This window comes from Mitsuokella sp. oral taxon 131 str. W9106, assembly GCF_000469545.1.
Lineage (GTDB): Bacteria > Bacillota > Negativicutes > Selenomonadales > Selenomonadaceae > AWVT01.
Genome location: NZ_KI273058.1, coordinates 252,964 through 265,260 on the forward strand (window position 1 = coordinate 252,964; position 12,297 = coordinate 265,260).

The window sequence follows — 12,297 nt, forward strand, 5'->3', positions numbered from 1 at the left end:
GGTGGAATGAATGTCTAAAGTGATTTTAGGTAGAAAACTTGGCATGACCCAGATTTTCACGGAAGAGGGCAAGGTCGTTCCCGTGACGGTCGTCGAGTCTGGCAATAACGTCGTCATCCAGAACAAGACCGTGGAGACGGACGGCTACAATGCGGTACAGCTCGGCTTTGGTGAAGTCAAGGAACGCAGGGTGACAAAACCCCTGAAGGGACATTTCGCAAAGGCGGGTGTCACGCCTGTGAAGTTCATCCGTGAGATGCGCCTGCAGGATGCTTCTGAATACAAAGTCGGTGATACCATCGGCGTTACTATATTTGGTGCCGGCGATCTCGTCGATGTGACGGGCACGAGCAAGGGCAAGGGCTTTGCCGGCGGAATCAAGCGCCATAATTTCGCGCGCGGTCCCATGGGGCATGGCTCGAAATCGCACCGCGAGCCGGGCTCGACGGGTGCGATGATTTCAGGTCCTGGCGGACGTGTCCTAAAGGGCAAGAAGCTGCCGGGGCGCATGGGCGGCGAGCGCGTCACGGTACAGCGCCTCTCCGTCGTCCGCGTCGATGCGGATCGCAACCTCATCCTCATCAAGGGCGCCATCCCGGGTCCGAAGAAGAGTTTTGTTGTGATCAAGAGCACCGTCAAGCCGGGCAAAAACTGATTGGAAGGAGGCAACCTGAATTATGGCAAAAGTAGCAGTTTATGACATCGCGAACAACCAGGTTGGCGATATCGAATTGAATGACAGCGTCTTTGGCGTTGCGATGAATGAAGGCCTCGTCCATCAGGCCGTCGTCATGCAGCTCGCATCCCAGCGCCTCGGCACCCATGCGACGAAGACGCGCGGCCTTGTCCGCGGCGGCGGCCGTAAGCCTTGGAAGCAGAAAGGCACGGGGCGTGCGCGCGCAGGCTCGACGCGCAGCCCGCTATGGGTCGGCGGCGGCACGGTCTTTGGACCGCATCCCAGGAAGCACGGCTTTTCGATGCCGCGCAAGCAGCGCCGTCTTGCCCTCAAGTGCGCTCTTTCCGACAAGGTCAAGAGCGGCGATCTCATCGTCCTCGACAGCCTCGACTTCGCAGCGCCGAAGACGAAGCAGGTCGTAAAGCTTCTCGGCGACTTCGCGGTCTCTGGCAAGGCGCTTTTCATCACCGCAGAGGAGATGGAGAATGTCGAGCGCTCCGCGCGCAACATCCCCGGCGTCAAGGCAATCCATTCGCTCGGGCTCAATGTCTTTGACATCCTGAACCATGGCAAGCTCTTCATCACGAAGGATGCCGTCGCTCGTATCGAGGAGGTATTCGCATAATGGAAGCACGTGATATTCTGATCCGCCCGCTCATCACGGAGCGCACGACCCAGCTCATGGCTGAGGGGAAGTACGTATTCGTCGTAGCAAAGGCAGCAAACAAGATCGAGATCGCAAAGGCAGTCGCCGAGGTCTTCAAGGTCAAAGTCGATAAGGTCAACACGGTCAACGTGCTTGGCAAGACGAAGCGCATGGGACGCACGTCTGGCAAGCGTCCCGACTACAAGAAAGCAATCGTGAAGCTAGCGGCTGGTGAGAGCATCGAGTTCTTTGAAGCATAATGGAAAAGGAGGCATATAAACGTGGCAGTAAAGAGTTTCAAACCATATTCTGCAGGGCGTCGCTTCATGACGGTCGCGTCGTTTGACGAAATTACGGCCGATAAGCCGGAAAAGTCGCTGACGGAAAGACTGAAGAAGCATGGCGGGCGCAATCAGCAGGGACGTCTGACGGTTCGCCACCAGGGCGGCGGGCATAAGCGCCTCTACCGCATCATCGATTTCAAGCGCAGGAAGGACGGCATCCCCGCTCGCGTCGCGACAATCGAGTACGATCCGAACCGCAGCGCACGCATTGCCCTCCTGAACTATGTGGACGGCGAGAAGCGCTACATCCTTGCGCCGAACGGACTGAAGGTTGGCGACATGGTCGAGTCCGGCCCCGAGGCGGACATCAAGGTCGGCAACGCGCTCCCCTTGAAGCACATCCCCGTCGGCACGACGATCCATAATGTCGAGCTCAAGATCGGCAAGGGCGCACAGCTCGTAAGAAGCGCCGGTGCATCCGCACAGCTCATGGCAAAGGAAGGCGATTACGCACTCCTGCGCATGCCGTCGGGCGAGCTCCGCAAGGTGCACATCAACTGCCGTGCCACGATCGGCACGGTAGGAAACCTCGAGCACGAGAACATCACGATCGGCAAGGCCGGCCGCAACCGTTGGCTCGGCGTTCGCCCGGAAAACCGCGGCGTCGCAATGAACCCGAACGACCATCCGCATGGCGGTGGCGAAGGCCGCAGCCCTGTCGGCCGCAAGCATCCGGTCACGAAGTGGGGCAAGTGCGCCATGGGCGCCAAGACCCGCCGCAAGAAGGCATCCGACAAGCTCATCGTCAAGAGACGTACGAAATAATGAAGCAAGCAGGCTGCGCTGGGCAGCCTGACGGAAGGAGGATACACTTTGTCAAGATCTGTTAAGAAGGGCCCTTTCGTTGCGGAAAGCCTGATGAAGAAGATTACGGCACTCAACGAAGCAAATGATAAGAAGGTCATCAAGACCTGGTCGAGAAGTTCCACGATTTTCCCGGATTTTGTCGGTCATACGATTGCGGTGCACGACGGACGCAAGCACGTCCCCGTCTACGTGACGGAGGACATGGTCGGACACAAGCTCGGCGAGTTCGCGCCGACGCGTACGTTCAAAGGCCATTCCGGCGAAGAGCGCAAGACTTCGCTGCGATAATTTTGCGAAAGGAGAATCCTTGTGGAATCAAAAGCAACTGCTAAATACGTTCGCATCGCTCCGCGCAAAGTTCGTATCGTCATGGATCTTATCCGTGGCAAGAACATCGCAGACGCGTTCGCGATCCTGAAGTTCACGCCGAAGGCCGGCGCAGAAGTAGTCGAGAAGGTGCTCCGTTCGGCGGTCGCCAATGCGGAGAACAACTTCGACATGAACGTCGACAACCTCTACGTCAAGACGGCTTACACCGATCAGGGCCCGACGCTCAAGCGCATTCACCCGCGTTCCCGTGGGCAGGCGTTCAAGATTTTGAAGCGCACGTCCCATGTCACGGTCATCGTTGACGAGAAGCACTGAGAATAGGAGGGGAACGGTTTGGGTCAGAAAGTAAATCCGCATGGCATTCGTCTTGGCATCGTCAAGGACTGGGATGCGAAGTGGTACGCAGACAAAGATTTTGCAGATAACCTGCATGAAGATATCAAGATCCGTGATTACCTGAAGCAGAGCCTCATGACGGCCGGCGTGCCACGTATCGAGACGGAGCGCAGCCAGAAGCGCCTCAAGCTCACGATCCACACGGCTAAGCCAGGCATGGTGATCGGCCGCGGCGGTTCGGGCATCGAGCAGATCAAGGAAGGGCTCAAGAAGTATACGGACAAGAAGGTTGACATCAACATCGCGGAGGTCAAGCAGCCGGACATGGACGCGACGCTCGTCGCGGAGAACGTCGCGCAGCAACTGGAGCGCCGCATCGCCTTCCGCCGTGCGATGAAGCAGGCAGTCGCCCGCACGATGCGCCTCGGCGCAAAGGGCATCAAGATTGCCTGCAGCGGCCGCCTTGGCGGCGCCGAGATCGCACGCAAGGAGTTCTACCGAGAAGGAAGCATCCCGCTTCATACGCTCCGCGCAGACATCGACTACGGCACGGCAGAAGCACATACGACGTATGGCCGTATCGGCGTCAAGGTCTGGATCTTCAAGGGCGAAGTCCTTCCAGAAAAAAAACAGGCGAAGACCGCAGCCGAAGGGAGTGAGGCTTAAATGTTACTACCAAAGAGAGTCAAATACCGCAAGCAGTTCCGTGGCCGCATGAAAGGCAAGGCGAATCGAGGCAATACCGTGAGCCACGGGAAGTACGGCCTCATTGCACTTGAGCCTGCCTGGATCACGAACCGCCAGATCGAGGCGGCACGCATCGCGATGACGCGCTACATCAAGCGCGGCGGCCAGGTATGGATCAAGATCTTCCCCGACAAGCCGGTAACGGCAAAGCCGGCTGAGACGCGCATGGGTTCTGGCAAGGGTTCGCCTGAGTACTGGGTCGCCGTCGTCAAGCCGGGCCGCGTCCTCTTCGAGATGGATGGCGTCACGAAGGAAATCGCATTCGAGGCAATGCGTCTCGCGGGGCATAAGCTCCCGATCAAGACGAAGTTTGTCACGAAGGAAGAAAAGGCAGAGGGCGGTGAAGTAAATGAAGGTGAATGAGATTCGCGAGATGAGCAGCGCGGAGCTTGACCAGAAAGTTGCTTCGCTCAAAGAGGAACTCTTCGGTCTCCGCTTCCAGCTCGCCACAGGCCAGCTCGAAAATCCGATGCGTATCAAGGAAGTCAAGAAGTCGATTGCTCGCATCAAGACGATTCAGCGCGAGAACGAGCGCAACGCATAAACTGACGATTTGGCAGGCAGAAGGAAGGAGGCTCCCTGATGAGCGAAAGAAACGTACGGAAAGTAAGAATTGGCAAGGTCATCTCGGACAAAATGGATAAGACGGTCGTCGTTGCGATCGAGGAACTCAAGCAGCACAAGCTGTACAAGAAGCCCGTGAAGCGCACGGTCAAGTTCCACGCACATGATGAGAAGAATGACGCCCACGTCGGCGACAAGGTTTCCCTGATGGAGACGCGCCCGCTTTCAAAGACGAAGCGCTGGCGCGTGGTCGAAGTCATCGAGCGCGCGAAGTAATCCAAAACAATCGGAGAAGGAGGTCACGAAATGATCCAACAGCAAACCATCCTGAATGTTGGGGACAACACGGGCGCGAAGGAAATCATGTGCATTCGTGTTATGGGCGGCTCCTATCGCAAGTACGCCAACATCGGAGATATCATCGTCGCTGCTGTCAAGTCGGCAGCACCGGGCGGCACGGTCAAGAAGGGCGACGTTGTCAAGGCAGTCGTCGTCCGCACGGTCAAGGGACTGCGTCGCGGCGATGGCTCATACATCCGCTTTGACGAGAATGCAGCTGTCCTCATCAAGGACGACAAGACGCCGCGCGGCACGCGCATCTTTGGACCGGTTGCAAGAGAGCTTCGCGAGAAGGACTTCATGAAGATTGTCTCCTTGGCTCCTGAAGTGCTTTAAGAGGAGGTGCTATTTTGTCACTCGTTAAACTGAACGTCAAGAAAGGCGACACGGTCGTCGTCCTGTCCGGCAAGGACAAGGGCAAGGAGGGCAAGGTCATCGCGGCCATGCCGAAGAAAGGCAAGGTCGTCGTCGAGGGCGTGAACAAAGCAAAGCGCCACACGAAGCCGAACCAGAAGGCACCGCAGGGCGGCATCCTCGTAAAGGAAATGCCGATGCACGTCTGCAAGGTCCAGCTCGTATGCCCTGCCTGCAAGAAGGCAACGCGGGTTGCACATAAGAAAGTAAACGGCAAGTCGGTCCGCGCCTGCAAGAAGTGCGGCGAGGTCATCGACCAAACAAAATAAAAGGAAAGGAGGAAACTAGGTGGATAGATTACAGGAAAAGTACCAGAATGAAGTCACGAAAGCCATGACAGAGAAGTTCGGCTATAAGAACGTCATGCAGCTTCCGAAGATCGAGAAGATCATCATCAACATGGGCGTCGGCGAAGCTGTCGCGAATCCGAAGGCACTCGATGCTGCGGTCAGCGATCTTACGATCATCGCAGGGCAGAAGCCCATTTTGACGCGTGCGAAGAAGTCGATCGCCGCTTGGAAGCTTCGAGAGGGCATGCCGATCGGATGCAAGGTCACGCTGCGCGGCACGCGCATGTACCAATTCCTCGACAAGTTCATGAATGTCGCGCTCCCGCGCGTCCGTGACTTCCGCGGTCTCTCCGACAAGGCGTTTGATGGCCGCGGAAACTACGCGGTCGGTCTCAAGGAGCAGCTCATTTTCCCGGAGATCGAGTACGACAAGATCGACAAGATCCGCGGCATGAACATCGTAATCGTCACGACGGCAGAGAAGGATGAAGAAGCGCGCGAGCTCCTGAAACTCATGGGCATGCCGTTCAAAGCATAAAGGAGGCAAGAAACCTTGGCTAAGAAGTCTATGATCGAAAAGTGGAGCAAGGAACCGAAGTACCCCACGCGGGCGTACAACCGCTGCAGGATCTGCGGCCGTCCGCATGGCTATATGCGCAAGTTCGATATGTGCCGTATCTGCTTTCGTGAGCAGAGCTACAAGGGCGCCATCCCCGGCGTCACGAAGGCAAGCTGGTAATTCCGATTGATTGATTGAGAGGAGGATATCGATTCATGGCAATGACTGATCCTATTGCAGATATGCTGACCCGTTTGCGCAATGCAAACTCTGTATTCCACGAGACGGTAACCATTCCGGGCTCGAAGATGAAGGCCGCCATCGCTGAAGTTTTGAAGCAGGAAGGGTTCATCAAAGACTATACGTTCCAGGAAGACAACAGGCAAGGTGTCATCACGATTTCCCTGAAGTACGGTCCCGCACGGGAGCACGTCATCACCGGCATCAAGCGCATTTCGAAGCCTGGCCTTCGCCAGTATGCGAAGCATGACGGGCTTCCCCGCGTCCTTGGCGGTCTTGGCATCGCGATCATTTCCACGTCGAAGGGAATCATGAGCGACAAGGCAGCACGCAAGGCCGGTCTCGGCGGCGAAGTCGTCGCGTACGTTTGGTAAGAGGAACTGTAGTCAGGAGGTGTACAGATGTCAAGAATTGGAAATGCACCAGTTGATATCCCAGCCGGCGTGACGGTCACGGTCGGTGCGGATAACTTGGTGAAGGTGAAGGGTCCCAAAGGGGAGCTTTCCCGCCACATCAACCCGGAAATGAAAGTAACCGTCGATGGCGCCGTCCTTACGGTCGCGCGTCCGTCTGACGATAAACCCCATAGGGCGCTTCATGGTCTTTCCCGCTCGCTGATCCACAACATGGTCGTCGGCGTCACGGAAGGATTCTCGAAGGATCTCGAAATCAACGGTGTCGGTTACCGTGCCCAGAAACAAGGCAAGAACCTTAACCTCTCGCTCGGGTTTTCCCATCCTGTCATCGTCGAGCCGCCCGCAGGCATTGAGTTCGACGTTCCGTCTGCGACGGCCATTACGGTCAAGGGCATCGACAAGGAAAAGGTCGGCCAGATTGCTGCTGAGATCCGCGCATTCCGCAAGCCGGAGCCGTATAAGGGCAAGGGCATCAAGTACGCGGGCGAGCACATCCGCCGCAAGGAAGGCAAGGCCGGCGCAAAGGGCAAGAAATAAGATACGGATCCGAGAAAGGAGTGAATCCCTGTGCTACATAAAGTAGACAAGAACAAGGCGCGTCAGAAGCGCCACCTGCGCGTCCGCAAGCACGTTGCTGGCACGGCGGCGCGCCCTCGCCTTAACGTATACCGCAGCCTCGCGAACATCTACGCGCAGATCATCGATGATACGAATGGCGTGACGCTCGTTTCGGCAAGCACGCAGGACAAGGGCTTTGCAAACTACGGCGGCAACATCGAGGCCGCCAAGGCCATCGGTGCAGAAATCGCAAAGCGCGCGAAGGAAAAGGGCATCGAGGAAGTCGTCTTTGACCGCGGTGGTTATATCTACCACGGACGTGTCGCCGCACTCGCCGAAGCAGCCCGTGCAGCCGGGCTGAGGTTCTGAACTACGCCAAAGGAGGTAAATGAATGGCTAGAAATATGGACAACGAGACTCCAGAGTTCGAGGAGAAAGTTGTATACATAAACCGCGTTGCGAAGGTCGTCAAGGGCGGCCGTCGTTTCTCGTTCAGTGCCCTCGTGGTCGTTGGCAACAAGAAGGGCAAGGTCGGCGTCGGCCTCGGCAAGGCGGCAGAAGTTCCTGAGGCGATCCGCAAGGGCGTCGAGGATGCGAAGAAGAACCTCGTCGAAGTCGCACTCCGTGACGGCCGCACGATCCCGCATGAGATGGTCGGCATCTTCGGCGCGGGCCGCGTCATGCTCAAGCCTGCCGCAAAAGGCACCGGCGTCATCGCCGGCGGTCCGGCACGTGCCGTGCTTGAGCTCGCCGGCATCAGCGACATCCTCACGAAGTCGCTCGGCTCTGCGAACCCGAACAACATGGTCCGTGCGACGATGGAAGGCCTCAAGGCGCTCAAGCGTCCCGAGGCTGTTGCAGAACTCCGCGGCAAGACGGTCGCAGAGATTTACGGTTGATAGGAGGCTCCGAATATGGCAAAGGTAAAAGTCACGCTGAAGAGAAGCCTCATCGGCCGGCCCGAGACCCAGCGCAGAACGGTTCGTTCGCTCGGTCTTCGGAAGATCAACTCCGTCGTTGAGCTTCCCGACAACCCTGCAATCCGCGGCCAGCTCCACAAAGTCGAGCATCTGATTGCAGTTGAGACGATTGCAGAATAAGCAGGAGGCGTAAGAATGAAATTACATGAACTAAAGCCTGCTGAGGGCAGCCGCAAGGCCCGCAAACGCGTTGGCCGCGGGATCGGCTCCGGCAACGGCAAGACAGCAGGCCGCGGCATGAAGGGACAGAATTCCCGCAGCGGCGGCGGCGTACGCACGGGATTTGAAGGCGGTCAGATGCCGATCTACCGCCGTCTCCCGAAGCGCGGCTTCAAGAATGTTTGGGCAAAGCACTATGCGGAGGTCAATGTTTCCTCGCTGAACCGTTTTGATGACGGCGCCGTAGTCGATCCCGTTGCGCTCATCGAAACGGGCATCCTGAAGAACGTCAGGGACGGCATCCGCATCCTCGGCGACGGCGAGCTCACCAAGAAGGTCGAGATCATCGCAAATGGCTACACAAAGTCGGCTGTTGAGAAGATCAAGGCTGCTGGTGGCACGGCAAAGCGAATCAAATTCAACCCGGAAACCGGCAAGACGGAACTAGAGGTACTCTGATATGCTGGAAGCGTTTGGAAACATTTTTCGGATTCCAGAACTTCGGCAAAAGATTATCTTCACGCTCATTATGTTCGCGGTCTTCCGCATGGGAACCCATATCCCTGTGCCGGGAGTTGACCCGCAGGCTATCGCGCAGCTCTTCGCAAGCGGTAGCCTATTCGGTCTTCTCGACCTCTTCTCTGGCGGCGCGTTCTCCAAGTTCTCCATCTTCGCGATGTCGATCACTCCGTACATCAATGCCGCGATCATCATCCAGCTTCTGAATGTCGTCATACCTACGCTTGAGCAGTGGTCGAAGGAGGGGCAGGAAGGATATAAGAAGACGACACAGGTCACGCGCTATCTTACGGTAATCCTCGCTTTCCTGCAGGCGATCGGCATGTCCATCGGCTTAAAGAGCGCCATATTGAACCCGAACCCCATCAATATCCTGATCATCGCGATCACGTTGACGGCGGGCACGGTGTTTCTCATGTGGCTCGGTGAGCAGATCACCGCGCAAGGCGTCGGCAACGGCATCTCGCTGATCATTTTTGCCGGCATCGTCGCAGCACTGCCGAAGAACATCGGCACGATCTACCACTACGTACAGGCAGGCACGATCAGCTATTTCTCCGTCTTTCTGTTTGCGGTCATCGCCATTTTGATGGTCATGTTCGTCGTTTTCATTGAGACGGGGTTCCGCCGGGTGCCGATTTCCTACACGAAGCGCGTCGTCGGACAGAAGGCGTATGGCGGGCACACCAGCCACATTCCCCTCAAGGTGAATCAGGCCGGCGTCATCCCGATCATTTTCGCCTCTTCGGTGCTCATGTTCCCGCCGACGATCGCGCAGTTCATCGACAACGAGACCGTCAAGATGATCGCGAGCCACCTTCAGTGGGGCACGCCGCTGCAGACGACGCTCTACGTTGCCATGATCATCTTCTTCACTTATTTCTATACCGCCGTCACGGTCAAAATACCGGATATGGCGGACAATCTGAAGAAGTATGGCGGGTTTATCCCCGGCGTCCGTCCAGGGCAGCCGACGGCGGACTACCTCGATCATGTCCTCACGCGCATCACGCTCGCAGGCTCGGTGTTCCTCGCGTTCATCGCAGTCCTGCCGAACATGATCGCGGCGGGCACGCGCATCGAAGGCGTCTACTTCGGCGGGACGGCGCTGCTCATCGTAGTCGGCGTCGCGCTCCAGACGATGAAGCAGATCGAGTCGATGGTGGTCATGCGCCACTATGAAGGCTTTATGAAGTGAGATAAGGAGCTCGCCCCGAGGGCGCGCTCCCATGGTCGAAAAGAGGAAAATCGTATGAATATCCTGCTGATGGGCCCTCCTGGGGCCGGCAAGGGGACGCAGGCGGCAGAACTCGTGAAAGAGTTCCGCATTCCGCATATCTCCACAGGCGACATGTTCCGTGCCGCCGTCAAGGAAGGCACGCCGCTCGGCAAACAGGCGAAAGCCTGCATGGATGAGGGCAAGCTCGTTCCAGACGAAGTCACGATCGGCATCGTCCGCGAACGCCTCGCGAAAGACGATTGCAAGAACGGGTTCATTCTTGACGGCTTCCCGCGCACGGTAGAGCAGGCGGACGCACTGGGGACGATCCTTAAGGATCTCGGCCTGCCTGCAGCGAAGGCAATCCATATCAACGTGCCGAAGGGCGACCTCATTGCGCGTGCCGTCGGCCGCCGCATCTGCAAGAGCTGCGGCGCTACGTACCACACGAAGTTCAACCCGCCGAAGACGGAGGGCAAGTGCGACGAATGCGGCGGGGAACTATTCCAGCGTGCAGACGACACGGCGGAGACGATGGAAAAACGTCTCTCAGTCTACGAGGCTTCGACGAAGCCGCTCATCGACTACTATGAAAAGGCCGGCGCTTATGTGGCAGTCGACGGCAGGCAGGCGATCGACAAGGTCACGAAGGATCTTATCGCGACGCTGAAGGCCAAATGACAAGGAAGCGATTCCTGAGATAGTGGGCGGCCTAGCGGCCGCCTATTGTCATAATGAAGCCGATTCCGGGCAGACGCCCATATCCCATAAAGAGGAGAGAGAGCATGTCGAAGCAAGACGTTATTGAAGTAGAAGGCAAGGTCCTTGAGGCCTTGCCGAATGCGATGTTCCAAGTGGAGCTCGAGAATGGACACGTCGTTCTCGCGCACGTCTCTGGGAAGATTCGCATGAACTTCATCCGCATCCTGCCGGGCGACAAGGTCACGATCGAGCTTACGCCGTATGACCTCACGCGCGGACGCATCACCTACCGCTTCAAGTAAGCGGCCCATCGAGATCTGTCGCTTGCACGCCAAAAGTTTTTTGTTTCCCTCTAGGCAGGGCACAAAAAAAATGATATACTAAAAAAATGACAGACTGGTACAGGGGTGAAGTGCGCCTTCGGGCGCAACCCCGCCAAGGGAACACGGACGCAGTGAAGCCATCCCGCTTCCTCCGAAGCTGGATGACGGAATCGGTCTGTGATTCCGCGCAAAGGAGGCGAAAGAGAATGAAGGTAAAGCCGTCCGTAAAGCGGATTTGTGAGAAGTGCAAGATCATCAAGCGCAAAGGCCGTGTCATGGTCATCTGTGAAAACCCCAAGCATAAGCAAAGACAAGGATAACAAAGAATAAGGAGGTGCTTTTTTAATGGCACGTATTGCCGGTGTAGATTTGCCCCGTGACAAGAGAATTGAAATTGCTTTGACGTACGTTTATGGCATTGGCCTGAAGACTTCGCAGGATCTGCTGAAGGAGACTGGCATCAATCCCGATACGCGTACGCGAGACCTCACGGAGGACGAAGTTGTAAAGCTTCGTGATGCCATCGATAAGAACGTCCTCGTCGAAGGTGATCTTCGTCGTGAGCGCCAGATGAACATCAAAAGACTCGTTGATATCGGCTGCTACCGTGGACGTCGTCACCGTCTTGGCCTTCCTGTCCGTGGACAGAATACGAAGAATAATGCTCGCACGCGAAAAGGCCCGAAAAAGGCTGTAGCAGGCAAGAAAAAATAAAGGAGGGTTAACTGGTGGCAGTTAAGAAAGCAGTTCGCACGAAGAAAAAAGTTCGCAAGAACGTGGAATTTGGCGTCGCGCACATCAGCTCCACGTTCAACAACACGATTGTGACGCTCACCGATAAGAGCGGCAATGCACTTTCCTGGGCTAGCGCAGGCGGACTCGGTTTCCGTGGCTCGCGCAAGAGCACGCCGTTCGCTGCACAGATGGCAGCGGAGACGGCTGCAAAGGCAGCGATGGAGCATGGCCTCAAGCAGGTCGAGGTCTACGTCAAGGGTCCGGGCGCTGGTCGTGAGGCAGCGATCCGTTCCCTGCAGGCAACGGGGCTTGAAGTCAACATGATCAAAGACGTTACGCCAATCCCGCACAATGGATGCCGTCCGCCGAAGCGCAGAAGAGTCTAACAGGAGGT

General features: G+C 56.9%; 26 protein-coding genes. All 26 read left to right on the forward strand.

Going from position 1 to position 12,297, the window contains the following annotated elements:
* Positions 1-10: 10 nt before the first annotated feature.
* Positions 11-655 carry a 50S ribosomal protein L3 gene (gene rplC, locus HMPREF1985_RS05545; RefSeq protein ID WP_021771532.1) on the forward strand — a complete coding sequence of 215 codons (645 nt, stop codon included), beginning with the start codon at positions 11-13 and terminating at the stop codon, positions 653-655.
* 22 nt (positions 656-677) lie between these two features.
* Positions 678-1,301 (forward strand): 50S ribosomal protein L4, encoded by a 624-nt coding sequence (rplD, locus tag HMPREF1985_RS05550; protein ID WP_021771533.1) that lies wholly within the window; start codon positions 678-680, stop codon positions 1,299-1,301.
* Positions 1,301-1,582: a 50S ribosomal protein L23 gene (rplW, locus tag HMPREF1985_RS05555; RefSeq protein ID WP_021771534.1), complete on the forward strand. Its 282-nt coding sequence runs from the start codon at positions 1,301-1,303 to the stop codon at positions 1,580-1,582. The genes rplD and rplW overlap by 1 nt, the downstream gene beginning before the upstream one ends.
* A 21-nt stretch (positions 1,583-1,603) precedes the next feature.
* On the forward strand, positions 1,604-2,431 hold the full coding sequence (gene rplB, locus HMPREF1985_RS05560; RefSeq protein WP_040637181.1) for a 50S ribosomal protein L2: 828 nt from the start codon (positions 1,604-1,606) through the stop codon (positions 2,429-2,431).
* A 48-nt stretch (positions 2,432-2,479) separates the two neighbouring features.
* The gene (rpsS, locus tag HMPREF1985_RS05565; protein WP_040637183.1) at positions 2,480-2,761 is read left to right on the forward strand and encodes a 30S ribosomal protein S19; all 282 of its coding nucleotides are present in this window, start codon (positions 2,480-2,482) and stop codon (positions 2,759-2,761) included.
* Positions 2,762-2,782: 21 nt separating this feature from the next.
* Positions 2,783-3,118 carry a 50S ribosomal protein L22 gene (gene rplV, locus HMPREF1985_RS05570; RefSeq protein WP_040637185.1) on the forward strand — a complete coding sequence of 112 codons (336 nt, stop codon included), beginning with the start codon at positions 2,783-2,785 and terminating at the stop codon, positions 3,116-3,118.
* Between the two features lie 18 nt (positions 3,119-3,136).
* Positions 3,137-3,805, forward strand: a complete 669-nt coding sequence (rpsC, locus tag HMPREF1985_RS05575; protein ID WP_021771538.1) for a 30S ribosomal protein S3 — start codon at positions 3,137-3,139, stop codon at positions 3,803-3,805.
* A complete protein-coding gene (gene rplP / locus HMPREF1985_RS05580; RefSeq protein WP_021771539.1) occupies positions 3,806-4,249 on the forward strand; it encodes a 50S ribosomal protein L16 in 444 nt (147 codons plus the stop codon).
* Positions 4,236-4,430 carry a 50S ribosomal protein L29 gene (rpmC, locus tag HMPREF1985_RS05585; RefSeq protein WP_021771540.1) on the forward strand — a complete coding sequence of 65 codons (195 nt, stop codon included), beginning with the start codon at positions 4,236-4,238 and terminating at the stop codon, positions 4,428-4,430. Before rplP ends, rpmC begins: the two co-directional genes overlap by 14 nt.
* 38 nt (positions 4,431-4,468) lie before the next feature.
* Positions 4,469-4,726, forward strand: a complete 258-nt coding sequence (gene rpsQ, locus HMPREF1985_RS05590) for a 30S ribosomal protein S17 (protein WP_021771541.1) — start codon at positions 4,469-4,471, stop codon at positions 4,724-4,726.
* Between the two features lie 30 nt (positions 4,727-4,756).
* A complete protein-coding gene (gene rplN / locus HMPREF1985_RS05595) occupies positions 4,757-5,125 on the forward strand; it encodes a 50S ribosomal protein L14 (RefSeq protein ID WP_021771542.1) in 369 nt (122 codons plus the stop codon).
* A 14-nt stretch (positions 5,126-5,139) separates the two neighbouring features.
* Complete coding sequence (rplX, locus tag HMPREF1985_RS05600) at positions 5,140-5,472, forward strand: 50S ribosomal protein L24 (protein WP_021771543.1); 333 nt, start codon at positions 5,140-5,142, stop codon at positions 5,470-5,472.
* A gap of 19 nt (positions 5,473-5,491) precedes the next feature.
* Positions 5,492-6,031 (forward strand): 50S ribosomal protein L5, encoded by a 540-nt coding sequence (gene rplE, locus HMPREF1985_RS05605; protein WP_021771544.1) that lies wholly within the window; start codon positions 5,492-5,494, stop codon positions 6,029-6,031.
* Positions 6,032-6,046: 15 nt separating this feature from the next.
* On the forward strand, positions 6,047-6,232 hold the full coding sequence (locus HMPREF1985_RS05610) for a type Z 30S ribosomal protein S14 (protein ID WP_040637189.1): 186 nt from the start codon (positions 6,047-6,049) through the stop codon (positions 6,230-6,232).
* 35 nt (positions 6,233-6,267) lie between these two features.
* On the forward strand, positions 6,268-6,666 hold the full coding sequence (rpsH, locus tag HMPREF1985_RS05615; RefSeq protein WP_021771546.1) for a 30S ribosomal protein S8: 399 nt from the start codon (positions 6,268-6,270) through the stop codon (positions 6,664-6,666).
* 27 nt (positions 6,667-6,693) lie between these two features.
* The gene (gene rplF, locus HMPREF1985_RS05620; RefSeq protein ID WP_021771547.1) at positions 6,694-7,245 is read left to right on the forward strand and encodes a 50S ribosomal protein L6; all 552 of its coding nucleotides are present in this window, start codon (positions 6,694-6,696) and stop codon (positions 7,243-7,245) included.
* 30 nt (positions 7,246-7,275) lie between these two features.
* Complete coding sequence (gene rplR, locus HMPREF1985_RS05625) at positions 7,276-7,635, forward strand: 50S ribosomal protein L18 (protein ID WP_021771548.1); 360 nt, start codon at positions 7,276-7,278, stop codon at positions 7,633-7,635.
* A gap of 23 nt (positions 7,636-7,658) precedes the next feature.
* Positions 7,659-8,165, forward strand: coding sequence for a 30S ribosomal protein S5 (gene rpsE, locus HMPREF1985_RS05630; protein WP_021771549.1), 507 nt, complete (start codon positions 7,659-7,661; stop codon positions 8,163-8,165).
* A 15-nt stretch (positions 8,166-8,180) separates the two neighbouring features.
* Positions 8,181-8,366, forward strand: a complete 186-nt coding sequence (rpmD, locus tag HMPREF1985_RS05635) for a 50S ribosomal protein L30 (protein ID WP_021771550.1) — start codon at positions 8,181-8,183, stop codon at positions 8,364-8,366.
* Positions 8,367-8,381: 15 nt separating this feature from the next.
* Positions 8,382-8,864, forward strand: coding sequence for a 50S ribosomal protein L15 (gene rplO, locus HMPREF1985_RS05640; RefSeq protein WP_021771551.1), 483 nt, complete (start codon positions 8,382-8,384; stop codon positions 8,862-8,864).
* Position 8,865: 1 nt separating this feature from the next.
* Positions 8,866-10,122, forward strand: a complete 1,257-nt coding sequence (gene secY / locus HMPREF1985_RS05645; RefSeq protein ID WP_021771552.1) for a preprotein translocase subunit SecY — start codon at positions 8,866-8,868, stop codon at positions 10,120-10,122.
* A gap of 54 nt (positions 10,123-10,176) precedes the next feature.
* Entirely contained in the window at positions 10,177-10,824 is a 648-nt protein-coding gene (locus tag HMPREF1985_RS05650) for an adenylate kinase (protein ID WP_021771553.1), read from the forward strand.
* 104 nt (positions 10,825-10,928) lie between these two features.
* A complete protein-coding gene (gene infA / locus HMPREF1985_RS05655; RefSeq protein WP_009645081.1) occupies positions 10,929-11,147 on the forward strand; it encodes a translation initiation factor IF-1 in 219 nt (72 codons plus the stop codon).
* 227 nt (positions 11,148-11,374) lie between these two features.
* Complete coding sequence (gene rpmJ / locus HMPREF1985_RS05660) at positions 11,375-11,488, forward strand: 50S ribosomal protein L36 (RefSeq protein ID WP_005842139.1); 114 nt, start codon at positions 11,375-11,377, stop codon at positions 11,486-11,488.
* Positions 11,489-11,513: 25 nt separating this feature from the next.
* Positions 11,514-11,882 (forward strand): 30S ribosomal protein S13, encoded by a 369-nt coding sequence (gene rpsM / locus HMPREF1985_RS05665; RefSeq protein ID WP_021771556.1) that lies wholly within the window; start codon positions 11,514-11,516, stop codon positions 11,880-11,882.
* A gap of 14 nt (positions 11,883-11,896) precedes the next feature.
* Positions 11,897-12,289: a 30S ribosomal protein S11 gene (gene rpsK / locus HMPREF1985_RS05670; RefSeq protein ID WP_021771557.1), complete on the forward strand. Its 393-nt coding sequence runs from the start codon at positions 11,897-11,899 to the stop codon at positions 12,287-12,289.
* Positions 12,290-12,297: the final 8 nt, after the last annotated feature.